Source organism: Porcibacter vitabionis (assembly GCF_046263795.1).
GTDB lineage: Bacteria > Bacillota > Clostridia > Lachnospirales > Lachnospiraceae > Lachnocurva.
Genome location: NZ_JBJYZD010000009.1, coordinates 1 through 23,878 on the forward strand (window position 1 = coordinate 1; position 23,878 = coordinate 23,878).

The 23,878-nt window shown below is 47.1% G+C and carries 20 protein-coding genes; 2 read left to right on the forward strand and 18 right to left on the reverse strand.

Annotation, left to right across the window (positions count from 1 at the left end):
• Nucleotides 1–332 precede the first annotated feature (332 nt).
• The 11 genes from ACKX2L_RS07680 to hcp form a co-directional block, all read right to left on the reverse strand.
• Complete coding sequence (locus ACKX2L_RS07680) at nt 333–1,715, reverse strand: replication-associated recombination protein A (protein ID WP_497552988.1); 1,383 nt, start codon at nt 1,713–1,715, stop codon at nt 333–335.
• A gap of 655 nt (nt 1,716–2,370) precedes the next feature.
• Entirely contained in the window at nt 2,371–3,234 is an 864-nt protein-coding gene (locus ACKX2L_RS07685; RefSeq protein ID WP_497551383.1) for a KilA-N domain-containing protein, read from the reverse strand.
• Between the two features lies 1 nt (nt 3,235).
• Nucleotides 3,236–3,991 (reverse strand): hypothetical protein, encoded by a 756-nt coding sequence (locus ACKX2L_RS07690; protein ID WP_497551382.1) that lies wholly within the window; start codon nt 3,989–3,991, stop codon nt 3,236–3,238.
• A gap of 78 nt (nt 3,992–4,069) precedes the next feature.
• Nucleotides 4,070–4,396: a helix-turn-helix transcriptional regulator gene (locus ACKX2L_RS07695; RefSeq protein WP_497551381.1), complete on the reverse strand. Its 327-nt coding sequence runs from the start codon at nt 4,394–4,396 to the stop codon at nt 4,070–4,072.
• A complete protein-coding gene (locus tag ACKX2L_RS07700; protein ID WP_497551380.1) occupies nt 4,389–5,960 on the reverse strand; it encodes a class I SAM-dependent RNA methyltransferase in 1,572 nt (523 codons plus the stop codon). The genes ACKX2L_RS07695 and ACKX2L_RS07700 overlap by 8 nt, the downstream gene beginning before the upstream one ends.
• A gap of 88 nt (nt 5,961–6,048) precedes the next feature.
• Nucleotides 6,049–6,264 (reverse strand): hypothetical protein, encoded by a 216-nt coding sequence (locus ACKX2L_RS07705; RefSeq protein WP_497551379.1) that lies wholly within the window; start codon nt 6,262–6,264, stop codon nt 6,049–6,051.
• A gap of 98 nt (nt 6,265–6,362) precedes the next feature.
• The gene (pcrA, locus tag ACKX2L_RS07710) at nt 6,363–8,660 is read right to left on the reverse strand and encodes a DNA helicase PcrA (RefSeq protein ID WP_497552989.1); all 2,298 of its coding nucleotides are present in this window, start codon (nt 8,658–8,660) and stop codon (nt 6,363–6,365) included.
• Complete coding sequence (locus tag ACKX2L_RS07715) at nt 8,657–8,950, reverse strand: YerC/YecD family TrpR-related protein (RefSeq protein ID WP_497551377.1); 294 nt, start codon at nt 8,948–8,950, stop codon at nt 8,657–8,659. The genes pcrA and ACKX2L_RS07715 overlap by 4 nt, the downstream gene beginning before the upstream one ends.
• Before the next feature lie 125 nt (nt 8,951–9,075).
• Entirely contained in the window at nt 9,076–10,086 is a 1,011-nt protein-coding gene (gene asnA / locus ACKX2L_RS07720) for an aspartate--ammonia ligase (RefSeq protein WP_497551375.1), read from the reverse strand.
• 68 nt (nt 10,087–10,154) lie between these two features.
• Nucleotides 10,155–11,546 carry an asparagine--tRNA ligase gene (gene asnS / locus ACKX2L_RS07725; protein ID WP_497552990.1) on the reverse strand — a complete coding sequence of 464 codons (1,392 nt, stop codon included), beginning with the start codon at nt 11,544–11,546 and terminating at the stop codon, nt 10,155–10,157.
• A 288-nt stretch (nt 11,547–11,834) separates the two neighbouring features.
• Complete coding sequence (gene hcp, locus ACKX2L_RS07730) at nt 11,835–13,478, reverse strand: hydroxylamine reductase (RefSeq protein ID WP_497552991.1); 1,644 nt, start codon at nt 13,476–13,478, stop codon at nt 11,835–11,837.
• Nucleotides 13,479–13,795: 317 nt separating this feature from the next.
• Between hcp and ACKX2L_RS07735 the strand changes: the two genes are divergently transcribed.
• Together ACKX2L_RS07735 and ACKX2L_RS07740 are read left to right on the forward strand one after the other, a co-directional pair.
• Nucleotides 13,796–14,320, forward strand: coding sequence for a hypothetical protein (locus ACKX2L_RS07735; protein WP_497552992.1), 525 nt, complete (start codon nt 13,796–13,798; stop codon nt 14,318–14,320).
• Between the two features lie 100 nt (nt 14,321–14,420).
• Nucleotides 14,421–15,653 (forward strand): DUF4317 domain-containing protein, encoded by a 1,233-nt coding sequence (locus ACKX2L_RS07740; RefSeq protein WP_497552993.1) that lies wholly within the window; start codon nt 14,421–14,423, stop codon nt 15,651–15,653.
• A gap of 22 nt (nt 15,654–15,675) precedes the next feature.
• Here the strand turns inward: ACKX2L_RS07740 and ACKX2L_RS07745 are convergent, their stop codons facing one another.
• The 7 genes from ACKX2L_RS07745 to ACKX2L_RS07775 all read right to left on the reverse strand — a co-directional run bounded on the left by ACKX2L_RS07745 (nt 15,676) and on the right by ACKX2L_RS07775 (nt 23,864).
• Complete coding sequence (locus ACKX2L_RS07745; protein WP_497552994.1) at nt 15,676–16,980, reverse strand: PP-loop family protein; 1,305 nt, start codon at nt 16,978–16,980, stop codon at nt 15,676–15,678.
• Nucleotides 16,981–17,218: 238 nt separating this feature from the next.
• Nucleotides 17,219–18,523, reverse strand: a complete 1,305-nt coding sequence (locus tag ACKX2L_RS07750; protein ID WP_497552995.1) for an O-acetylhomoserine aminocarboxypropyltransferase/cysteine synthase family protein — start codon at nt 18,521–18,523, stop codon at nt 17,219–17,221.
• The gene (locus tag ACKX2L_RS07755) at nt 18,507–18,806 is read right to left on the reverse strand and encodes a hypothetical protein (protein WP_497552996.1); all 300 of its coding nucleotides are present in this window, start codon (nt 18,804–18,806) and stop codon (nt 18,507–18,509) included. Before ACKX2L_RS07755 ends, ACKX2L_RS07750 begins: the two co-directional genes overlap by 17 nt.
• A 198-nt stretch (nt 18,807–19,004) precedes the next feature.
• Entirely contained in the window at nt 19,005–20,243 is a 1,239-nt protein-coding gene (locus ACKX2L_RS07760; protein WP_497552997.1) for an IS256 family transposase, read from the reverse strand.
• A gap of 301 nt (nt 20,244–20,544) precedes the next feature.
• Entirely contained in the window at nt 20,545–20,988 is a 444-nt protein-coding gene (locus ACKX2L_RS07765; RefSeq protein WP_497551368.1) for an RrF2 family transcriptional regulator, read from the reverse strand.
• A 259-nt stretch (nt 20,989–21,247) separates the two neighbouring features.
• Entirely contained in the window at nt 21,248–22,186 is a 939-nt protein-coding gene (gene cysK / locus ACKX2L_RS07770; RefSeq protein ID WP_497551367.1) for a cysteine synthase A, read from the reverse strand.
• 766 nt (nt 22,187–22,952) lie between these two features.
• Nucleotides 22,953–23,864 (reverse strand): LysR family transcriptional regulator, encoded by a 912-nt coding sequence (locus ACKX2L_RS07775; RefSeq protein WP_497552998.1) that lies wholly within the window; start codon nt 23,862–23,864, stop codon nt 22,953–22,955.
• Nucleotides 23,865–23,878: the final 14 nt, after the last annotated feature.

A 23,878-nucleotide genomic window follows, 5' to 3' on the forward strand; every position in this document is an offset into this window, starting at 1 on the left:
TGTGTGTATTTGTTTCTCGTCAACTCAATTATACCAAGGCCCAGGTGACTGTGCCTTTTTATTGCCTGTTTTTATTGAATTTTCAAGGTTCAACACACCTTTTCGGTGTGGGAAGTTTTAGTTAGTTATTATCATCTCGCTTTCTCATAGCATATCGTTTTCTCATTCCCCTCATTCTCAGAATTACCCCTGTCTCATTCTCTGGACATTTCTTAACGCATGCCTTCCTAAACTCATACCTCCCTCATGGATCCAGCCTTTTTATGCACTTAGGATTTATGCAACTATAAACGAATGATGATCCGGCTTCGGTCTATATTTCTTCTGAAATATCACTTGTCTTCCCAGGGTTTCTCGGGTCTCCCGGAATGTGACGGATCGACATAGCTGTAACGCGCCGGGTCTTTTCCGATTTTTCTGAAGTATGCCTTGATCTCTTCCTCGTAACCGATGTCATTCGGCTCATAGATCTTTTCCTCGCGGATCTCATCGGGCAGATACTGCTGGTCTACCCAGTGATTCGGATAGTTGTGCGCGTACTTATATCCTATGCCCCGGCCCAATTTCTTGGCCCCTTTATAGCTCGAGTCCTGAAGGTAGGATGGGATGGGCAGATTTCCGGTCTTTCGTACCAGGGAGATTGCCTTCTCTATGCCGAGATAGGCAGAGTTGGATTTCGGTGCCGATGCGATATAAGATGCGGCCTGAGCCAGTATGATCCTTCCTTCCGGCATACCGACCCGCTCGACGCCAATGGCGGCCGAGGCTGCGACACAGATGGCCATGGGGTCTGCATTTCCAACTTCTTCCGATGCTGCCACCAGCATCCTTCGTGCAATATACTTCACATCTTCTCCGGCTTCCAGCATACGGGCGAGATAATAAAGCGCAGCATCCGGATCGGAACCGCACATGGACTCAATAAAGGCTGCGATGGTGTCGTAGTGATTATCACCGGTCTTGTCATAGCGGATGGCCTTCTTCTGTATGCATTGCTCCGCCACTTTCAATGTGACGTGGATCTTCCCGTCACTTGCCGGTTCTGTGGTCAATACCGCCAGTTCTATGGCATTCAATGCAGCACGGGCATCTCCATCCGACACGTCCGCGAGGAAATCGGCTGCCTCTTCCGTGATCTCTGCATGATAAGGTTTTACTCCCCTGTCAGAAGTGAATGCTCGGTGAATCAGAGTAAGAATATTCTCCTTCGACAATGGCTTCAGTTCGAAGATCCTAGACCTCGAAAGGAGCGCTCCATTGACTTCGAAATAGGGATTCTCAGTCGTCGCGCCGATCAGGATCACCGTGCCGTCTTCCACATAAGGAAGGAGATAGTCCTGCTGTGCCTTATTGAAGCGGTGGATCTCATCGATAAAGAGGATCGTCTTTCTGCCAAAACCGCCAAGATTTTCTTTCGCTTTTGCAACAACTTCCTCGAGGTCTTTCTTTCCCGCAATCGTTGCATTCACCTGGTGGAAATCAGCAGATGTCGTGGCGGCGATCACGCGGGCAAGGGTCGTTTTTCCGACTCCGGGAGGTCCGTAGAAGATGAGAGAGCTGATCCGGTCTGCCTTGATGGCACGATAGAGGAGCTTGTCTTTCCCGATGATGTCCTCCTGGCCAACCACTTCGTCCAGCGTCTGTGGACGCATTCTGGCGGCAAGGGGAGTTTCATTTTCTTTCCGATTTGCGGCTGCATATTCAAAAAGGTCCATATGCTTCGTCTCCTTAACATGGAATTCTGACTCCATTTTACAAGCCCGGTTTCCTTCCTTCAATGATTTATGCAGAGATTTATGCAGAATAAAAGATTCTATTTGACTTCTACTCTTCTCCAAAAGAGTTACAGCTTTGCCGTAATTGCCGGTGCTGGACCATAATGATTGAACAGCCAGCCGCTACAAGCCTCTTGCAGGAATCAAATGTCGTATGACACGCCTTTTGTTCCAAAAACGATAGTTTCAATCCTATACATGGCTCTTTCAGGCATCAAATATCGTAATTCAAGCCTTTTTTCCAGAACCGATAGTCTCAATTCCATACATGGCTCTATCAGGCATCGAATATCGTATGGCAAGCCTTTTTTCAAAAAAAGATAGTGAATTCCTGCATTCACTATCTTTTTTATTAGATTGCTCCTGTATGACGATAAATGACGACAAAATCCACAGATTTCTGGACTTGTACTATCGTATTTTTGAAAATGAATCCATATTATGATATTTGCTCCATGGACAGAGCCAGAATACCGGATCCAGACACCAGTAACTTCCAAGGCCAATATACAATTTCTCATTGCTAAGATACATCAGCCATTGGTTGCGTTTTGCTACTTTTGTTATACATCGTATCAGAGTTCCGACATTTTCATCATTCTTTCTCAGAATCGCCGCCCGGCAGTTGTTTTATACCATCCATACTGACCATGGACAGAGTCTCCATCTGCTTAACAGCGAGTTTTCTAAGCAGCACTATCCTTTCAGACATAGTTTTGCCCTGTCCGATCAGGATTGCATTATAGCTTTCCATGTTTGCCAGCACGAGAAGCTGATTGAGGTTGGCATCATCTCTGATATTTCCTTTCTTACCCGGATTAGCATCTCTCCACTGTTTTGCAGTCATACCAAACAATACCACATTAAGCATATCCGCCTCATTTGCATATTTGAAAAAGATCTGATCCTGTGTAAGTTCTGGCGGTATCAAGTGATCCCTTATTGCATCGGTATGAATACGATAATTAAGTTTGGCTATCTCGCGGTTCAGGTTCCAATTAAGAGACAGGCGGCTGTTTTCATCTGATTTAAGACGCTGATAGTCCTTTATAATATATAGCTTAAACTCCGGAGAAATCCACGAAGCAAATTCGAACGCTATATCAATATGAGCATAAATACCACCACCGTATCGTCCGGATTTCGTAAATAGCCCTATTGCCCCAAGTTTATCTGTCCAATCCTTGATAGAAAACACAAAAGCATTTGTTCCGGCTTCTTCCTTAAACGTATCGAATTCGATACGTTTAAAATCCGGGTTATGCAATATTTCCCATAATCCAAGGAATTCTACAACGTCCCTTCCTCTTAGCCAGTTATGTATCGTGATTCTTGGATCAATACTTCTATATCGTGCAATATCTGTCAAGGAGATGAATTCATTTTTGAAATCCGTCGTATAAATACCGATATCAATCCCAGCGGCATGTATAGTTTCCTTTTTTATCGTCTTAGGCATATTATTTCACCTCCCCGGTCAGATAATCATATAGTTTTTCAGCAGAACTGAAGTCTATATCATGGCCATTCTCATCTGTAATCATGCCTGGCTCATACTTTCGTCCATAATCCAATTCATAAATATAATAGTCGATGTTCTCAACTGCATCCTTCAACAGTTTCCGAAGCAAAAATACCACGGTGCTCTCATGTGAGATCTGAAGTGCCGCCCCATTGCAAAAATCACACTCAACGTTATCCCTGCTATTACGGAATAGACTATTTACCTTTCTTACCAAATCCGATGAGTCCCTTAATCGATTCAGTATCTCCACAAATTCTTCTTTACTGATACTTGCACAGAATTCTTTGGCATTTTCATGTAATACCCTGTAAATCACCCCCTCGACTTGCTGAAATCGTACGATTCCCAATGTTCTCTTATCTAAGAAAGATGTGCCGTTTTTATCTTTTATGATCCATTCACAATCGGAATTATTGATGATATACAGGTAATCCGTACAATTCTCCGTAATGTCAATTACCCTCTCCTCCTTGCAGGCAAGCGGATGGATCAGTTCTTCCTCGTAACCGTAATGAGACTTATTAAACCGGATCACAAAACTCTCATAGTTACTGTAGTTCGAAAACAATCCTGCTTCGAACATTTCCAGAATTCTATCAGCATTCCCATCCGGATACATATCTCCATTAAATTCTACTGACGAGAAAATCTTTCCGTCCCAGTCAATGTAAATAATCTTTCCTCTTGTCATCATGCACCTCCGATGTTTTTCTTTTATCGTATGAGATGCGTGATATCATGTCATTGGACGGATAGTACAAAATCCCGGCTATGCAGCAAGTAGCGAATAATAAGCCTGCATTCGTTTTGTGAAACGAATTGAATTTACTTCTACGGTCGGACAGTATTCATAAGCCCACTTTGAGTATTGTTTTACTAACAGATCCTCCACATGAACATGGAACAATTCACTAAGGCGAAGAAGATTATCAACTGAAGGCAGTATTGTTCCCTTAAACCATCTATACACCGGTTGCGGGCATGATAATCCAAGATACTGCTGGATATCCTTTACGCTATATCCATTTTCATATGCATATTTTCGGAGATTGTTTCCGGTCTTCTCCATATCAATTAAAGTTTTACTTTCAATCATTCGTCCTGGCCCCTTTTATTCTGTAGTAATCCTCCATCTCAACATCCAGAGTAATGGCTTTCGGACGGGTGTTGCTCACCCTCTGCAAAAGCACACAGCTTTCTACATTTGGTGTCGAAGGAAAAAGATCCACTGCTGCCATCCGAACCGGATGATAGCCGGCCTCTTCCATGATCGGAAGATCTCTGACCAGACTGGTCGGCTTGCAGGAGATATAGAGGATCTCCTCCACGCCATAATCCAGGATCTTTGTCAGAGCCTTGGGATGAACGCCATCTCTGGGCGGATCCAGGACGATCATATCCGGTTTTTCTTCGATCGTGTCCAGGACTTTCAGGACGTCTCCGCAGAGGAAACGACAGTTTTCGATGCCATTTTCCCTGGCATTGGCCTTTGCCGCCTCCACTGCCTCCGGGACGATCTCAACGCCGACGACCTTTCCGGCGCTGGGAGACAGGATCTGGGCGATGGTTCCGGTTCCGCTGTAGAGATCATAGACCGTCTTATTGGTAAGAACATCCGCTCCTGCAGTTGCCTGCTTTTCAAGAGTGTCATCCTGACCGGTTTCCCCCTTACCAGCCACCCCACCATGCAGGATATAGGTCCTGGCCAGGCGGTAGAGCTCCTCTGCCCCGCGGGAATTGGTCTGGAAGAAGGAGAAGGGCGTGATCTTGAAATGCAGACCAAGCAGTTCTTCTTCGAAATAGCCCTGTCCGTACAAGATGTCAGTCCCCTCATCAATGACCACATCGGAAATCCGGTCGTTTTTCGTGTGCAGGATCCCGGTCAGACTGCCGGCCCAGGAAGCCTCTAGCAGGAGGTCTTTCCAACCGGTCAGAAGGGCCTCTTCCCCTTCCGTGATCTGGCTGGTCGTAACGAGATCGATCAGGATCTGGCCGGTTTTTGCAGCTTTTCGCACCAGAAGATGACGGAGATAGCCCTCATGGCTGTTTCGGTGGAAGAAAGGAAGCCCCGTCTTTCGGAAATAATCCCGGGTCAGCTGCAGGGCCTGGCGGAAATCACTGTCTACGATCCGGCAGTCAGAAGCATCGACAATGTCATAGAAACTGCCCCTCTTATGCATGCCAAGTTCCAAAGGACCATCCTTTACGCTGTCCCCAAAGGAGAACTCCATCTTGTTCCGATATTCCGTCTGATCGGGGCTCGGCAGGATGCCTTCGAAAAGCTTCTGAAAGCGGTCTTCTCCAAGAACCGGGGCGAAGAGATCCATCAGCATGCCTTCTTTCAGTTTCAATTGCTTCTCATAGGGAAGGGTCTGATACATGCAGCCGCCGCAGGCAGGATAGGCCTGACAGACATTTTTTGCATCCGTGAAGGGATACTCCTCTGTCCCCTGCTTTAGAACCTCGACGATCGAAGCCTCCGGATTTCCATGCCGCATCTTGGCAATGCGGACGAAAAGGGTCTGACCGGGGATCGCATTCTTCACCCGGATCAACTTGCCATAATCCTTCGGCTCTGTCCCCTCTACGACCCGGCAGATCGCCCGATTGGGGAATTTGAGTCCCTCTGCGATGACGGTTACAAGTTGTCCTTTTTTCATTTTATGCCCTTTCATTCACAAAAAAATCCCATGAGATAACGCAATGATCCCATGGGATTTCTATTTCCTCTGATTATCGTGTCAAGCTTTAGTCCATGCTCTCATCGGAGTCCTCATCCTCGAACTCGTCTTCATTATCTTCTTCGTCATCCTCTGCGGTTCCGAAGGCCTCATCCAGATCATCCGTATATTCGTCCTCCAGATCCGGACGGAAATACCGGTAGATCGCATAGGCTGCTGCACAGATTGCTGCAATTACCCCAATAACAATCAGAATCTTAGCAAGCGTATTCTTTTTCTTCATAGTAACATCCTCCTGAAAAAACATTACCTTCCGACATTAGGACGTCCGATAGTAAGACCTTCCTGTATTTTTTAGATACCGAGATTATAGCATATTGATTAGATTTTCTCCAGCTTTGCGAAGCTTGCAAACATTTTTTTCACGCCGACCCGGTCGAAATCCACCGTTACCTCATAGTCCCGGCCACCGTCTGAAATTGCTTCGACGGTACCCTCACCGAATTTCTGATGGCAGACGCGGTCGCCGATCCCATAACTCAGAGCTTTCTTCTCGATCTTTGTTCCCATGGTCTTCTTCCCGTAAGACAGAGCGGAAACCGGTTTTCTCGTGGTTTTGCGGTAAGCCATGGCTTCTCTCTGCTGAGTCCGGATCGCGCGTTCCGCCTGACCCATGCTCTTCCCATTGACGGCATCCTTCTCGGGATCGAAGGAGAAGGGATCCGTTTTCTTCGGAATATAGACCTCACCATCGAGAAGTTCCTTCGGGATCTCACGAACAAATTCCGAAACAGCCCCGTATTGCATCTCGCCACGAACCATCCGCATCCTGGCCATGGTCATGGTCAGTTTCTTCTTGGCCCGGGTGATACCGACATAGCAGAGCCGCCGCTCTTCTTCCATCTCGGAATCGCTGTTCTCCGAGGTCAGAGACATATAGCTTGGGAAAAGGCCGTCCTCCATACCTGCCATATAGACATAAGGGAATTCCAGACCCTTTGCACTATGTAAGGTCATGAGAACCACATAATCCGTCGTTTCTTCCAGACTATCGATATCGGCAACCAAAGCCACTTCCTCCAGAAAGCCGGACAAAGTCGGCTCTTCTGCACTGTTCTGATAAGTGACTGCCTTATTAATCAACTCATCGATATTCAAAAGTCTGGCCTTACTTTCCTCCGTATTTTCTGCCTGGAGTCCATCTGCATATCCGGTCTTTTCGATGACCGTCTTCAATAGAGAAGGCACCGACATTTGGCCGACGTCCGCTCTCAGTTCCTGAATAAAGGCCGTAAAGTCGAGGATCTTCCCGGCAGTCCGTCCCAGAGTCGGGATATGGTCTGACTTTTCCAATGCTTCATAAAAACTCAGTCCGTTGGCCTGGGCGAAGACTGCGACCTTCTGCAGGCTGGCGGCACCGATGCCCCGCTTTGGAATATTGATGATCCGGCGGACGGCCACTTCATCCATGGCATTGTCTACCGTTTTGAGATAGGCGATCAGGTCCTTGATCTCCTGTCTCTGGTAGAAATTGACGCCGCCGACGATCCGGTAAGGAATATTCTCACTGACCAGTTTTTCCTCGATCATACGGGACTGGGCATTGGTCCTGTAGAGGACGGCGCAATCGCCGTAATTACACTCCTTCCGGTAAACCCTGCCGGCGATATCCAGTGCGATAAACTGAGCTTCCTCATAGCCGCTGTCGAATTCACGAAAAGCGATCTTCTCGCCCTTGGGGTTCTCTGTCCAGAGGGCCTTGTCTTTCCGCCCGCGGTTATTTGCGATTACAGCATTGGCCGCATCCAGTATCACCTGGGTCGACCGGTAATTCTGCTCAAGCTTTATGACCTTGGCGTTTGGATAATACTTCTCGAAGTTCAGAATATTATAGATATTGGCGCCGCGGAACTTATAGATGGACTGGTCATCGTCACCGACGACGCAGAGGTTCTTGCGGCTGCCTGCCAGGAGACGGACGAATTCGAACTGGGCCGTATTGGTATCCTGATACTCATCGACCATGAGATACTGGATCCGGTCCTGGTAATACTTCAGGACATCCGGCGATGTCTGAAAAAGCTCGACCGTCAGCATCAGGATATCGTCGAAGTCCAGGGCATTGTTCTGGCGAAGGCGGGACTGGTATTCCCGATAGACCTGGGCCTCCCGGACTTTGACAAAGTCGCCCTGGGCCTGATTCATATAGGCCTCGGCATTGATGAGCTCGTCCTTGGCGGAGGAGATCTTATTTAAGAAGCTCTTTTCCTTGAAGCGCTTGGTGTCAATCTCCATGTCCTTACAGATCGATTTCATCAGAGACTTCTGGTCGTCGGTATCATAGATGGTGAAATGTCGATCATAGCCGATCCGATCAATAAACTGCCGAAGAATCCGAACACAGGCGGAATGGAAGGTCGAGACCCAGACCTGGTCCGAACCGTAACCGACCAGGCTATCGATTCGCTCCCGCATCTCTCTTGCAGCCTTATTGGTGAAAGTGATAGCCATGATCCGGTAGGGCGGAACACCCAGATCTCCGATCAGATGGGCTACCCTGTGCGTCAGGACTCTTGTCTTTCCGGATCCGGCTCCAGCCAGGATCAGAACCGGTCCTTCTGTGGTGCTGACTCCAATCTTCTGTTCTTCATTTAATCCCTGAAATAAATCCTGACTCATTTCTCGCCCTCCAGGCGATCTAATACCAGTTGATAACCATCATCGCCATAATTCAAGGCCCGGTTGACCCGGCTGATGGTTGCAGTTGAAGCGCCTGTTTTCTCGGCGATATCATGATAGGTCTGATCTTTTTTCAGCATTCCCGCCACCTGGAAACGCTGGGTCAGAGACTCGATCTCATTGATCGTGCAGAGATCTTCAAAAAAACGATATGCTTCTTCTCTTGTCTTTAAAAGGATGATCCCGTCCATGAGACGGTCCGTCTCCTCATTTCTGATCGTTTTACTCACTCAATTCCTCACTTCTTGATTTCCGACCGTCGATTTCCATCCGCTGATTTCCATCCGTCGATTTCCATCCGCTGATTTCCGACCGGCAAAAGGAAGGCCGGTCATGGATCTGACCGGCGCATAAATCAAAGGATCGTCACGCCTTTACTTTCCGCATAGGCTATGACTTCTTTCGGCCATACGGAAACTTGAACCTCCCCGATATGGGCCTTACGAAGGAAGAACATGCAGAGACGGGACTGGCCGATGCCTCCGCCAATCGTATAAGGAAGCCGTTTCTCAATAACTGCCTTCTGGAAAGGTAATTCCTTCCTCTCCGGGCAGCCGGCCTTGTCCAACTGTTCCTGAATCGAATTCTCGTCTACACGGATACCCATGGAAGAAAGCTCCAGAGCAATATCAAGTACGGGATCATAGACCAGGATATCGCCATTTAATTTCCAGTCATCATAGTCCGGTGCTCTGCCGTCATGGGGTTCACCGGAAGACAGCTTATCGCCGATTTCCTCGATGCAGACGGCACCCTTGGCCTTGACGATCTCATACTCTCTCTCCTTCGCGGTCTTGTCCGGATAGAGATCCAAAAGCTCCTGGGAAGTAATGAAGTAGATCGTCTCCGGCAGGATGCATTGAATATAGGTATAGAGATTGGACATATGCTTTTCGGTCAGTCGTATCGCTTCATAGACACTCTTGACTGTCTCTCGGAATGTGGCCTTGGTCCGCATTTCCTTGGAAATGACCTTCTCCCAGTCCCACTGATCGACATAGATGGAATGGATATTGTCCGTGTCCTCGTCTCTGCGGATGGCATTCATATCTGTATAGAGGCCTTCGCCGATATGGAAACCGTAGCGGCCCAGGGCATATCGCTTCCACTTGGCCAGAGAATGCACGATCTCCAAATGGCGGTCATTCTGCTCCTTGACGCCGAAGGAAACCGGGCGTTCCACGCCGTTTAAGTTGTCATTCAATCCGGATTCCGGCGCAACGAAAAGCGGTGCCGTCACCCGATGAAGGTTCAGTTCGGTTGCCAGAACCTGCTGGAAGAAATCCTTCACTGCCTTGATAGCGATCTGTGTTTCCTTCAGATTGAGGGCCGACTGATAGCCCTCAGGGATTACGATATCTGCCATGTTCTTCCTTCTTTCTAATGCGATCTTCTCTTGGACATTTTCTTTCACGTAAGATTTTTAAAATCGGATCAGAGTTCGCAAGTTCCCACAGTTCTCGGGAAAGGAAGGACATCTCTGATATTACCCATTCCGGTCAGATACATGACTGCTCTTTCAAAGCCGAGACCGAAGCCTGCATGTCTGGTCGATCCATATTTCCGAAGATCCAGATAATAATCATAGGTCTCTTCCTTCATACCCAGTTCATGGATCCGGTTCAAAAGCTTGTCATAGTCGTCTTCACGCTGGGAGCCACCGATGATCTCTCCAATACCCGGAACCAGACAATCCATTGCTGCAACGGTCTTATTGTCCGGGTTCAATTTCATATAGAAGGCCTTGATTTCCTTCGGATAATCGGTAACGAAGACCGGACGCTTGAAGATCTGCTCGGTCAGATAACGCTCATGCTCGGTCTGAAGGTCACAGCCCCAGAAAACCTTATAGTCAAATTTGTCATTATGCTTCTCGAGCTCCTTGACAGCATCGGTATAAGTGATGCGGCCGAAATCGGAAGAAGCAACATGCTGCAGGCGGTCCAGAAGGCCCTTATCAATAAACTTGTTAAAGAATTCCATTTCTTCCGGAGCATTCTCTAATACATAGTTGATCACGTATTTCAGCATGTCCTCAGCAAGTTCCATGTCATCCTCGAGATCGGCGAAAGCAATCTCCGGCTCGATCATCCAGAACTCTGCTGCATGTCTTGTCGTATTGGAATTTTCTGCACGGAACGTCGGACCGAAGGTATAGATCTTGCCAAATGCCTGGGCAAAGGTCTCTCCCTGGAGCTGACCGGATACGGTAAGATTTGTCATTTTTCCGAAGAAATCCTGACTGTAGTCCACCCGACCATCTTCGGTCTTCGGAATGTTATCGAGTGGCATGGAGGTCACCTGGAACATCTCGCCGGCGCCTTCTGCATCCGAGCCGGTAATAATCGGAGTGTGGACATAAATAAAGTCTCTCTCCTGGAAAAATTTATGAATGGCATAAGCTGCCAGAGACCGTACACGGAATACGGCCTGGAAGGTGTTGGTCCGGTTTCTTAAATGCGGAATCGTTCTTAAGTATTCCATCGTATGACGCTTGTTCTGAATCGGATAGTCCGGTGTGGAGTCTCCTTCCACGTCGATCTTCTCTGCCTGGATCTCAAAAGGCTGCTTGGCTTCCGGTGTCAGGACCAGCTTTCCTTTGACGATCACTGCGGCGCCGATATTCAGATGAGCGATACGGTCGAAATTTTCCATCTCATCATGATAGACGACCTGCAGCATCTTAAAGAAGGTTCCGTCAGACAGATTCAGAAAACCGAAATTCTTGGAGTCACGGTTATTTCGAACCCAGCCGCCTACCGTGATTGTCTGATCTGCATACTTCTCTGTCTCTCTGTAGAGAGATCTGATCTCCACTAAATCCATCTTACTTCCTCCAGTTCTGATTCATTTCCTGCTTTCATATCATATGATAAGTATAAAGCCAAATTTGCTCTACTTTCACGTAATGCAGTATGAAAGCGTATACACGTTTTAAAGTGTAATACATGAAATGATTGAATTCAAGAGGAAGTTGACCGGCTCATGAACTGAAAAAAAGACGCCCGGCCGCTTCCTTCGGAAGCGATCCGGACGTCTCTGCCCAACTGTTTATGCTGGCAGCATAAAAGCTATTTGACTTATAAAATTGTATGAAGCTGTTACCAGGCTGACTCAGGCTTCTTCACCGAAGAAAAGCTTCAGGTCATCATCTACGGTGCCGATGCCGGCAATACCGAAGTTATCTACCAGAACCTTTGCTACATTCGGGGAAAGGAATGCAGGAAGAGTCGGTCCAAGGTGAATATTCTTGACACCGAGGTAAAGGAGAGCCAGAAGGACAATCACTGCTTTCTGCTCATACCATGCAATATTGAAAGCAATCGGAAGGTCATTAATATCATCCAGCTGGAAGATCTCCTTCAGCTTCAGAGCGATCAGAGCCAGGGAGTAAGAGTCATTGCACTGACCTGCATCGAGTACCCTGGGAATTCCATTGATATCGCCAAGGTTCAGCTTATTGTATTTATACTTTGCACAGCCGGCTGTCAGGATAACAACATCCTTGGGAAGTCTCTTGGCGAACTCGGTATAGTATTCACGAGATCTCTGTCTGCCATCGCAGCCTGCCATAACAACGAACTTACGGATTGCACCGGTCTTTACTGCATCAACAACCTGATCTGCAAGTGCAAATACCTGCTCATGAGCGAAACCGCCTACGATGCTTCCGGTCTCGATTTCTGTCGGGGCCGGGCAAGACTTCGCCTGCTCGATAATAGCGGAGAAATCCTTGGTCTCACCATACTCGCCGGAGATATGCTTGCATCCGGGAACGCCTGCTGCGCCGGTGGTCCAGAGACGATCTTTGTAACTTGCTGCAGGAGGAACAACACAGTTTGTGGTCATAAGGATCGGTCCGTTGAACTTCTCGAACTCTTCCTTCTGCTTCCACCATGCATTACCATAGTTGCCTGCAAAGTTCGGATACTTCTTGAATGCCGGATAATAGTGAGCCGGCAGCATCTCGGAATGTGTATATACATCTACACCGGTACCCTGCGTCTGTTCCAGAAGCATTTCCAGATCCTTCAGATCATGGCCGGAAATCAGAATTCCGGGATTCTTACGGACACCGATATCGACAGTCGTTACTTCCGGATTGCCATAGGCTTCGGTATTAGCCTTGTCCAGAAGAGCCATGCCGTCTACACCGTACTTACCGGTTTCAAGAGTCAGAGCAACCAGATCGTCAACTGTTAAGGAATCATCCAGTGTTTTAGACAAAGCCTTCTGGATAAAAGCATCGACTTCTTCATTATCCTGAAGCAGAGCATTGGCATGCTTGGAATAAGCAGCAAGACCTTTCAGACCGTAAGTGATCAGTTCGCGAAGGGAACGGATATCCTCATCCTTGGTAGCAAGGACGCCCACCTTGGCAGCCTTGGCATCGAACTCTTCTCTTTCCCCATTCCAGAAAGCAGCTTCCGGAAGCTGATCCTGATTGGAGACTTCCTTCAAAAGCTCTGCCTTCGCAGAAAGGGTCTTTTCGATGTCCCGGATGATGACTTCACGGTCGAAATTTGCATTGGTGATGGTTGTAAAGAGGTTTACGGTTACAAGATGGTTGATCTTCTTATCAACCGGCTTTCCTTCTGCACGCAGTTCTGTGGTTACGGCAGAAAGTCCCTTTGTCACATAGATCAGAAGGTCCTGCATTGCTGCGACTTCCGGCTTCTTTCCGCAGACACCGGAGATGGTACATCCCTTGCAGCCTGCTGTTTCCTGACACTGATAACAAAACATCTTGTTCTCCATTGAAACCTCCTTAACAGTTTCCATGCTGTTTCCAATTACTGCCTGCTCCTTGTCGCAGGTCGCTCATATCATTCAACATGTAAGAGCATAATCTTTCGTGAGTTATTTTTCCGTTGGAAAAGCAACAAACTTAGCTTGCAAAATTTTCATAATTCAGCGTTGCATACTAATATATAGTCTGATAATATTTGTTTTAATAGTCATGTTTTTGATTTTAAGGAGCAGACCGGATGTAAGCCTGGATGTACAAAAGCATAAATCTTAAGGCTTACAGGCATATTTTTATAATAGAGATTATTGGATAAGGATGGGCGAACTTGATGATACAATATCTCGCTAAATTCAAAACTGTGAGTGGCATAGATGCGTGCGAACCTGATTTCCTGCAAAAGCTGGAAACCTTTTATCACAATGACATCATTATGCCAAAAAAGAACAGTAACGAAATGATGGACAGCCTCAAAAAAGAGTATTCCATAGTTGAGTCCAACATCAATCATCTTGATTCTATTACATATAGTATGATTTCTACTATGCAGGAATTCCACGGAGAACCCATCTGGATACTTCCCTATAAAAAAAGCTCTTCGTCATTTTATAATGAATTTTATTCGCATTATGTCTGCGTAAACAAGACGCCCAAAATAGTTCTCTTCTTCCAACCAAAAGAGGATTTATTTATCTCCAACTCCTCCTTTTTTCAGTTAGCGATTGAAGTCTGCCGTGGTATTGACCCGGAATATGCCTTACATAATAATGCTCCGTACAAATCCTATCTGAATGCACTATTTATGCTGAGCGAATTACTGACAACAATACGTTTTCATCAAAAGCTGGAGTGAACTCCCAAGCGCTTATTTCATATTGGTTTATATTTCCCAACCGGGCAAAAAATGATAGACTATTGATTTGGATTAAGAAATATAAACCGGAGGTTTTATTATGAATAAACGTGAAATTGCTGAAATCAAGCGCCGTTTCAAAAAGGAAAGCTGTACCTTTACCAAGATGGCCGGCTGCTACGTCAATTCCCAGAAAGCCAAGGTCACATGCTTTCGTAATACCTTTTTAAATCTGGACGATGACGAATTCTATAAATATCTGGAGATTGCCAATAAGGCCCTGTCCGGAAAGCCCGGAAACAACCTGATCGAACTGCCCTTCCCTCTGGAAGCCGAGGAGGAAGGCGGCGCCCAGGCTCTTCTGATGGAGCTTCGGAAGACCAGACTCGAGGATGATGACGCCCTGAATCGTTTCTATGACCGGGTCATCGAATCCTATGACAAGCCGGAGAACTATCTGATTCTTCTCTTCCACGATGCCTATGATATCCCTGTGAAGACCAAGGACAATATTGCCCTGGATGACTCGGAAGAGGTCTATGAATACATTATCTGCGCCATCTGCCCGGTCGATCTCAGCAAGCCCGGTCTTGGCTATCAGGAGGAAACTAATCGGATCGGAGCAGTTCCGAGAAACTGGGTGGTCGGCGCTACCGAATCCGCCTTTACCTTCCCCTGCTTCACCGACCGGTCAACCGATCTCCATGCCGTCATGTGCTATACCAAAGACGCCAAGCTGCCCCATACCGAGCTCTGGGAGCAGGTACTCGGCTGCAAGGCCGTCTATACCGCGACCCAGAAGAAGGCTGCCTTCAATAACATTGTGACCGAAAGCCTGGGTGATCCCGAGGATGATGACGTCATCGATACCGTACTCGATGTCCAGTCCAACCTGAACACCTATGTCGAGCAGCAGAAGGAAATTCTCGAAAAGGATGAGCCCATCCGCCTGGCCAAGGAGGATCTGACTCCTATCCTTGAGAATTCCGGCATTGAGGAGCCCGCTGTAAAGGCCATCGCCGAGAAATACGATTCCTTCTTCGAAGAGGATTTCCCGACTGCAGATGAGGTCATCGACACCAAAGCCTTAAAGGACAATGATCTTAGGATCGAAAAGAATGAGCTCCAGGAGCAGGTCGTAGAGCTGAATCAGAAGCTCCGCGATGCCGGTCTGGATGATAAATCCAAGGATGACCATCGCATTGTCGTTAAAGTCCCGGAAGACAAGGAAGAAGAAGTCACTGCGACCTTCGTAGATGGACGCCGCTGCCTGGTCATTCCTCTGGACGGGGATGAGGAGACAACGGTCAACGGGCATAAGAAGAGCCTGTGAGTGCCGGGGATAATCTACCACCTTATCGAAGATTGGGATACCGCTCCAGAAAGCTGTGATGCTTGCCTTCATCATCCTTATATCCTAAAACCATAGGCAGCGTGACATTCTCCATGGACCGGAAGATATTCATGGCAATGACCGGGTCCTTCTCTTCCAGAGAATGGATGAGCCGCTTGATCTCACCCCGCTTGGAGCCCTGGGCCGTTCCGGTACAGGACAAAGCCGTGCAGGATTCGGTCAGACGGCAGGCGCAGTTGATAAAATGAAGATGATTGTAATCTCTCCAGTGGACGATGTCCCGCTCACGGATATAGTAAAGGGGACGGATCAGCTCCATACCGGGGAAATTCGTGGAATGAAGTTTCGGCACCATGGTCTGGATCTGGGCGCCGTAAAGCATGCCCATGAGACTGGTCTCGATAACATCATCGAAATGATGACCCAGGGCGATCTTATTGCAGCCCAGCTTCTTCGCCTCTGCATAGAGATGACCACGCCGCATGCGGGCACAGAGATAGCAGGGCGAACCGGAACCGTCATAGCCGGCATCTCCGGCAACCACATCATAGATATCCGAAGTGAAGACCTTGATCGGAATATTCAAAAGTTTGGCATTGTTCTGCACCGTCTCGAAATTGATATCATTGTAGCCCGGATTCATACACAGGTATTCGACTTCGAAATTGTGCTTTCCGTGCTTATGAAGCTCCTGGAAAAGCTTGGCCATCAGCATGGAATCCTTTCCGCCGGAAATGCAGACCGCGATCTTGTCGCCGTCCTGAATCAGGTCATACTCCCGAATGGCGCGGGTAAACTGGCGCCAGATTTCCTTGCGGAATTTCTTCTGAATGGAACGCTCGGCATTCTGTGCGAAGGTCAGGGGCTTTCTCTTCTTTTGATTCGTAGGTTCCTGATCCTGACCTTTCTGGATGGCATTTTGCAAGTGATCCTCCGGCAAGTGATCCTCTGTCTTTTCTGCATGTTCCGGAAACTCCTCGGCGAGAAGACGCTTCATGGCCAGGCGAAGATAAGAAGTATAACCGCCGTCGAGGGAATAGGCTTCGATGCCCCACTCTTGCAGGCGCTCCGCAATCGCGTCGCTCTTGTCGCCGGTATAGCAGACGAGATAAATCGGTTCGCCGGCATAGCCGAAGCCGCCGATCAGCTCTCGTGCTTCCATCTCATCGGTCGGAAAATCCATCCAAAAGCAATTTCTGGCTCCCGGCAAGGTATCCGCCTGGTAGTCTCTATCCGAACGCACATCGATGATGCCGATGTTACGCGAATCATTCTCCATTTCCTCTATCGTTTTTCTGTAATCCATACAGTATCTCCTTTAAAATTTGTCAACAATTTAATATAGCATATCTTCTACAATCTTGTGAATGACTTTTATAGCAAAGCGTAAAAAAAGCGAGCCTTGTATCACTACAATGCTCGCTCAAAAATCTTTATTTGATGATCCGATCCTCTTTAGACCAGGGATTCACTCCCAAGTCAGAGGATTCTTTCTGCTTTTCTCTGAAATGCCTCTGAATTCACACTCCAGACCTTCTGAATCCTCAGTCCGCTACTGCCTTGAATGCGTTATCAAGGTCCTCAATGATGTCCTCTACATTTTCTGCTCCGATGGAGAGACGGATGGTGTTCTGTGCAATTCCCTGCTCCTTCAGCTCTTCCTCATTATCCTCGGAATGCGTCGTCGAAGCCGGATGGATCGCCAATGACTTCACATCGGCCACATTTGCCAGAAGGGAGAAAAGTTCCAGATTGTCAATGAACTTCTTCGCTTTCTCAGCATCTCCCTTGATATTGAAGGTAAATATAGAGCCACCACCATTCGGATAATACTTCTGATAGAGTTCCTTCTGGCGAGGATCATCGGTAACAGCCGGATGAGATACCGATTCTACCTGAGGATTCTTCTTCAGGTATTCTGCAACTTTGAGAGAGTTCTGAACCTGCTTTTCTACCCGGAGAGCCAGGGTCTCAAGTCCCTGAAGGAATACAAAAGCATGTACCGGAGAAAGAGTTGCACCAGTGTCTCTCAGAAGAATGGCACGAATGTAGGTCGCCACAGTAGCAGGTGCTGTATCCTTTGCAAAGGAGATTCCGTGATAAGAAGGATTCTTCTCTGTAAGCCAAGGATATTTGTCTGAAGATGCGAAGTCAAAATGTCCGCCATCGACGATGACACCGCCGATTGCTGTTCCATGTCCGCCGATGAACTTGGTTGCGGAATGAACCACAATGTCTGCACCATATTCGATCGGACGAACCAGATAAGGTGTCGCGAAGGTGTTGTCGATCACCAGGGGAACCTTATGGGCGTGGGCTACATTTGCCAGAGCTTCGATATCGACCACCTCGGAGTTCGGATTGCCAAGCGTCTCGATAAAGAGAAGCTTGGTGTTATCCTGGAAGGCTGCGTTGACTTCGTCGAGATTGTCCGGATCAACGAAGGTTGTTGTCACACCGTAATCCGTCAGGGTGTGCTTCAGGAGATTATAGGTGCCGCCGTAGATATTCTTTGCTGCGACAACGTGATCACCGGCCTTTGCAAGAGCCTCAATTGCGTAAGTAACTGCTGCTGCGCCGGATCCTACAGCAAGGGCTGCAACACCGCCCTCCAAAGCGTTGATCCTCTGTTCGAAAATGTCCTCGGTCGGGTTGGTCAGACGGCCGTAAATATTACCGGCATCTCTTAATCCGAAACGGTCTGCTGCATGCTGGCTGTTACGGAAGACATAGGAGGAAGTGAGGTAGATCGGTACAGCTCTGGCGTCTGTTACCGGATCTGCCTGTTCCTGTCCTACATGAATTGCCTTTGTCTCGAAATGAAGTTTTCTCTCATTTAAATGTGCCATAGTATCTTTCTCCTTTTTCTTTTTCCTGGTCTGAGATCTTGATTCTTTTTCCTGGAATGTGATCTTGATCCTTTTCTTTTTCCCGATTTGTAATAATGATTCTTTTTTCTTTTTCCTGGTCTGTGATAATGATTCTTTTTTCTTTTTCCTGGTCTGTGATAATGATCCTTTTTTCTTTTTCCTGTTCCTGCAGCGCTGCTTTGATGATTTTTCTTTCTAGTTTTTCTGCAAGCGATTGCTTTTTTGAATTCCTTTTGCTTGCTACAGCTATTATATTACACACCAATTTTGTTCTTGTCTAAGTCTAGAATTATATAGTTAGTTATAGTTGTAAGCTATAGCAAATCTATAGCAAATTGCTGACCTGGAAATAAAAAAGCCCTGCAGAATGATATGTACCCTCCTTACTGGTTTGTTCATTAAAGAGGGTAGTCAAGTCCAAATTTGTGTGTAAATTGCCTTCAGGTATAAGTGTTGATAACTATGCTGCCAGAAGAGCAGCTTGTTCTTCTGCAATCAGATGCAGGTGATTTCGAACATCCGATTTCAGTAGCCTCTGATAGGATTCCTTACTGAAGATGGCCTTTCTGGCTTGGCTGATGCTGTTCTGTTCGATCAGGACAGATCCCATCAGCCGGATCAGCGAAGCCTCATTGGGGAATATTCCGATGACGCCGGAACGCCGCTTCAGTTCCCGGTTCAGCCGCTCGATATGGTTGGATGTCCGGAAGAAGCGACGCATCCCTTCTGGGAGCGTCATAACGGTCATAGCGCTCTCGAAGCCTTCATCGAGACATTTCATTGCTGATGAGGCGGATTCTTGATAATCGGCGAGGATCTGATCCCGCTTTTGTCTGGCATCCTCGATCTTTTTGCAGTGGAACATTTCCTGCAGCTCAGCACGGAGCCCAGCCTGCTCTTTCTTCGGAGCTTTGTCAGCGATGTTCTTTGAAAAATGGAACTGACATCGCTGCCATGGAACGTCCGGAAACACCTCTCTGGCGGCATTGATGATGCCATCGTGAGCATCGGAAGTGATCATCATGAGACCGCACAGACCGCGCTTTTTCAGCCCGGTCAGGAAGTCTTTCCATGTCTCACGGGACTCATTCCGGTAGGCCGAGAAGCCAAGGATTTCGCGCCTTCCATCGTCACCGGTACCATAGGCAATCATCAGCGCTTTCGATACAACCCGGCCGTTCTCACGTACCTTGAAATATGTAGCATCGACTGTGAGGAACGGGTAATTACCTTCGATCGGCCGGTTGCGGAAGGCCTCGACTTCCTGATCGAGATCCTTACAGACATCGGAAACTGCGGATTTGGAGATTGATGTACCGCAGAGCGTCTCTACGACCCTTGCAACTTTCCTGGTGGATACACCGCTCACGACCATTTCCGCCATGGTTGTAACCAGAGCGGCTTCGCTGCGGGAGTAGTTCTCAAAGACCATCGTATGGAATGGCTGATTCCTGTGCCTTGGTACATTTAAAGTTATCGTTCCGATCCGTGTCTTAAGATCTCTGGTCCGGAAACCGTTTCTCGAGTCTGTACGACCAACTGATCGCTCATATGGCGCTGCCTGGAGCTGTTCCTGGGATTCGGCTTTAAGAACCGAATTCAGGCTTTCCTGAAGGAGAGTTCGGAAAGCATCCTCCCGGTCGGCAGAAAGTAATTGTAGAATTTCGTCCTGATTCAATGTAATATTGAGTTGAGCCATTGGTTCTCCTTTCGGTACTATGTTGAATGTCGCGATTCTCATTATACCTGAGGGCTGAGCCATTGGCTCTTTTGAATTATTGAATTTACACCATTATAAGGGCATTACCAAGAGGGTAAATATCAGAAATTCTGCAGGGTTTTATAAATACTCCATTACAAAGTAATGTTTGGTCTATATTTCAAAATGAGTGTCAAAAGCACCTTTTGGCACAGTAATGATATAACGATCCCGGTTTCAGATCAGCATTGCTGCCTGGCTGGCAGCGTTTTCGTTATAGATGATATAACGATTTCGGTCTTCAGATCAGCATTGCTGCCTGGCTGGCAGCGTTTTCGTTATAACGGTCAACGAGATCCTGGAGGGTGATGTGATCTACGACCTGATTCACGGCTTCGTTGATCTTCTCAAAAACTTCTACGGTTACACAGTCCGCCTTATGTTCACAGGCGACGCCGGAATTTCCGACACAATCCACCGGTGCCAGGTCGCCTTCTGTCAGGCGAAGAATCTCACCAACCGTATAGTCCTTCGGATCTCTCCGAAGGAAATAACCTCCCTGAGCACCCCGGACACTCTGCACCAGCCTTCCCTTATTCAAAAGAGAAATGATCTGCTCCAGATATTTCTCGGAGATCTCCTGTCTCTTGGCAATATCTCGCAGGCTGACCGGCTCCCCAGTATTATAAACAGCCAGATCCAGCATAATTAAGAGGGCATAACGACCCTTGGTTGATATCTTCAAATAATTTCCTCCTGTATTTGTCGTTTCCTTTTGATCTCTGCGAAAGCAAAAGCAGCTTTTGCCACAAAGCATTCCTTGTGGCAGACCATTGATGTTATACTTATTATATCATATCTGCATTCAGGGAATTGGTCTAAGTTTAAAAAACGGGCGAAGATGTCTCCATCTCCACCCGTTATCATATGGATGTCCATTACGATCCAAATCTTTTGATTCTTCTGACCTGCTACATCCAAGCATTTTCTTCCTACAAGAGCAATCACTCGCTGAACAGTGCGGTCGAATAATAACGATCGCCGGAATCCGGAAGCAGAGCAACGATCTTCTTGCCCTTGTTTTCCGGCCGCTGTGCCAGAATGACAGCTGCCTTCAGAGCAGCACCGGAAGAGATTCCGACCAGAGCACCCTCGGACTGGCCGAAACGACGACCTTCTTCAAATGCATCGTCATTCTCAATGGTGATGACTTCGTCATAGATCTTGGTATCCAGGACTTTCGGAACGAAACCGGCACCAATGCCCTGAATCTTATGTGCACCGGCTTTTCCTTCGGACAGAACCGGGCTTCCTGCCGGCTCAACCGCAACAACCTTGACGTTAGGATTCTGCTCTTTCAGATACTTCCCGGTTCCGGTAAGGGTTCCGCCAGTGCCGACACCTGCAACGAAAATGTCAACCTTGCCTTCGGTCTGCTCCCAGACTTCCGGTCCGGTCGTCTTGTAATGAGCCTCTGCATTTGCAGGGTTATCAAACTGCTCCAGGATAATGGCGCCGGGTGTGTTTGCCTTGATCTCCTCTGCCTTAGCGATGGCGCCCTTCATACCCTTGGCGCCCTCAGTCAGAACAAGCTCTGCACCATAAGCCTTTAAGATCTTACGGCGCTCCACACTCATAGTTTCCGGCAGAGTCAGGATTGCTTTATATCCCTTTGCTACGGCAACTGCGGCAATTCCGATACCGGTATTTCCGGAGGTCGGCTCAATAATGGTTGCGCCCGGCTTTAAGATGCCCTTCTTTTCGGCATCTTCGATCATATTCAGAGCGATACGATCCTTCACTGATCCGGCCGGATTGAAATATTCCAGCTTTACTTCGATGTCTGCTCCTTCAACGCCGGCATTCTTTGCGTAACGGGATGCCTTCAGAAGAGGGGTATCTCCGATGAGTTCCAGTGTGCTGTTTACTGCTTTTCTTGCCATATCTTTTCTCCTTTTTCCTACTCTGCCATTCTCAGGTTTTGTTTACAAGTGTCATGCATACGTTCTTGTTAGGGTAATGTTTCTTGCGGTCTCATATCATTTCCTATTTTCTCAGTAGGTTTTGTATGATTAACTGCTATGCTGGTAATATATCACCCAAATCATACTATGTCAATAGGTTTTTAGTGTTTTGTTGATAAATTTTTGTTGCAACTTGATAAGTGACTACAAATTCCCACACCAAAAGGTGTCGGAACTTGTAGTCAGTGAATTTTAGGACTGCAAAGTCGAAATGGATTTGCTGGTTGCCATTGTGATGGATGATCTCACAAACTGCCAGACCGGTTTTCGGATAGAGGATTTGCTGGTTACCTTTTATGATGGATGACCTCATAAACTGCCCGACCGGTTTTAGGATAGAAAATTCAATATATGAAATCTTTTGAATATGATGCGTATTTCTTATGATCACCTGACCTGATTTAGGGTCAAATATTCAATATATGAATTTATTTTAGAATCATGCGTGTTTTTTAGGCATTTTCATAGCATGAAAATCAAAAGATTTTCTATATTGAATATTATGGCTAAAAAAAAGCCATTTCCCCGTATAAAACACGCATGATTTTGAAAAGATCTCATATATCGAATTCTATACTGACAGAGTTCTATGAATACCTTTTCGATGCTATGGCTGCCCATGAGAAAGCCATGGTAAAAGCACATTCATGATAGGAATGGCAAAAGATGCCTTTTTTCTTCTCATTCACCCAATCACCTGATCCTTGAATCTGGCCAGATGGTCGATATAATGCAGAGCAATTTCAGAAAGTTTCGCCTGCTTCTTGGTCAGATAGCCGATGTGCATGACCTCTTCGGAATCCAGGGGAACCGCGCAGTATTCCTCACCATTCAGATCCTCGCTGATAATGCCGGAACAGAGGGTATATCCATTCAATCCGACCATCAGATTCAGAAATGTAGCCCGATCGTTACCCTTGATGATCCTCTTGTAATTGTATGTGCTTAAGACTTCTTCTGAGAAGTAGAAGGAGTTATATGCTCCCTGATTGAAGGACAACATGGGATAGGGATCCAGTTCCTCCAGGGTCACTTTATCCTTTTTTGCCAGGGGATGTCCCTTCCACATATATGCGAAAATATGACAGTCAAAGAGGGGATGGAACTCCAGACCCTGTTCCTTGAAAATTCTCTGCAGGATCTTCTCATTAAAGCTGCTGAGATAGAGGACTCCGATTTCGCTTCGAAATTCTGCTACATCGTTGATTACTTCGCTGGTTCGGTCTTCATTTACCGCAAACTCATATTCATCCAGTCCGAATTCTTTCACAGTATCTACGAAGGCCCTGACGGCAAAGGAATAGTGCTGCATGGAGACAGAGAATCTTGCCTTGACTTGATTCTTTGAGATATATCGGGACTCGATCAATTCGTACTGTTCCACGACCTGGCGAGCATAGCCGATGAACTCCTGTCCCTGGGGCGTCAGCACAATTCCCCGGTTGGTCCGAAAGAAGATCGTAAGCTCCAATTCTACTTCCAGTTCCCGAATAGCAGACGAAAGCGACGGCTGAGACACGAAGAGTGTCTTTGCCGCCGCATTCATGGAGCCGGTGTCAGCTACAGTTATTACATATCGAAGTTGTGTCAGTGTCATAAAAACCTCCGGAA

What these genes read in the sequence shown, in the direction of transcription:
- ACKX2L_RS07685 (WP_497551383.1), bottom strand. Translation starts at nt 3,234, where the DNA reads ATGCCTAAGACGATAAAAAAGGAAACTATACATGCCGCTGGGATTGAT.
- asnA (WP_497551375.1), bottom strand. Translation starts at nt 10,086, where the DNA reads ATGGCAGATATCGTAATCCCTGAGGGCTATCAGTCGGCCCTCAATCTG.
- ACKX2L_RS07695 (WP_497551381.1), bottom strand. Translation starts at nt 4,396, where the DNA reads ATGATTGAAAGTAAAACTTTAATTGATATGGAGAAGACCGGAAACAAT.
- ACKX2L_RS07775 (WP_497552998.1), bottom strand. Translation starts at nt 23,864, where the DNA reads ATGACACTGACACAACTTCGATATGTAATAACTGTAGCTGACACCGGC.
- ACKX2L_RS07690 (WP_497551382.1), bottom strand. Translation starts at nt 3,991, where the DNA reads ATGACAAGAGGAAAGATTATTTACATTGACTGGGACGGAAAGATTTTC.
- ACKX2L_RS07705 (WP_497551379.1), bottom strand. Translation starts at nt 6,264, where the DNA reads ATGAAGAAAAAGAATACGCTTGCTAAGATTCTGATTGTTATTGGGGTA.
- asnS (WP_497552990.1), bottom strand. Translation starts at nt 11,546, where the DNA reads ATGGATTTAGTGGAGATCAGATCTCTCTACAGAGAGACAGAGAAGTAT.
- ACKX2L_RS07745 (WP_497552994.1), bottom strand. Translation starts at nt 16,980, where the DNA reads ATGGATTACAGAAAAACGATAGAGGAAATGGAGAATGATTCGCGTAAC.
- ACKX2L_RS07700 (WP_497551380.1), bottom strand. Translation starts at nt 5,960, where the DNA reads ATGAAAAAAGGACAACTTGTAACCGTCATCGCAGAGGGACTCAAATTC.
- hcp (WP_497552991.1), bottom strand. Translation starts at nt 13,478, where the DNA reads ATGGAGAACAAGATGTTTTGTTATCAGTGTCAGGAAACAGCAGGCTGC.
- ACKX2L_RS07750 (WP_497552995.1), bottom strand. Translation starts at nt 18,523, where the DNA reads ATGGCACATTTAAATGAGAGAAAACTTCATTTCGAGACAAAGGCAATT.
- ACKX2L_RS07760 (WP_497552997.1), bottom strand. Translation starts at nt 20,243, where the DNA reads ATGGCTCAACTCAATATTACATTGAATCAGGACGAAATTCTACAATTA.
- pcrA (WP_497552989.1), bottom strand. Translation starts at nt 8,660, where the DNA reads ATGAGTCAGGATTTATTTCAGGGATTAAATGAAGAACAGAAGATTGGA.
- cysK (WP_497551367.1), bottom strand. Translation starts at nt 22,186, where the DNA reads ATGGCAAGAAAAGCAGTAAACAGCACACTGGAACTCATCGGAGATACC.
- ACKX2L_RS07680 (WP_497552988.1), bottom strand. Translation starts at nt 1,715, where the DNA reads ATGGACCTTTTTGAATATGCAGCCGCAAATCGGAAAGAAAATGAAACT.
- ACKX2L_RS07740 (WP_497552993.1), top strand. Translation starts at nt 14,421, where the DNA reads ATGAATAAACGTGAAATTGCTGAAATCAAGCGCCGTTTCAAAAAGGAA.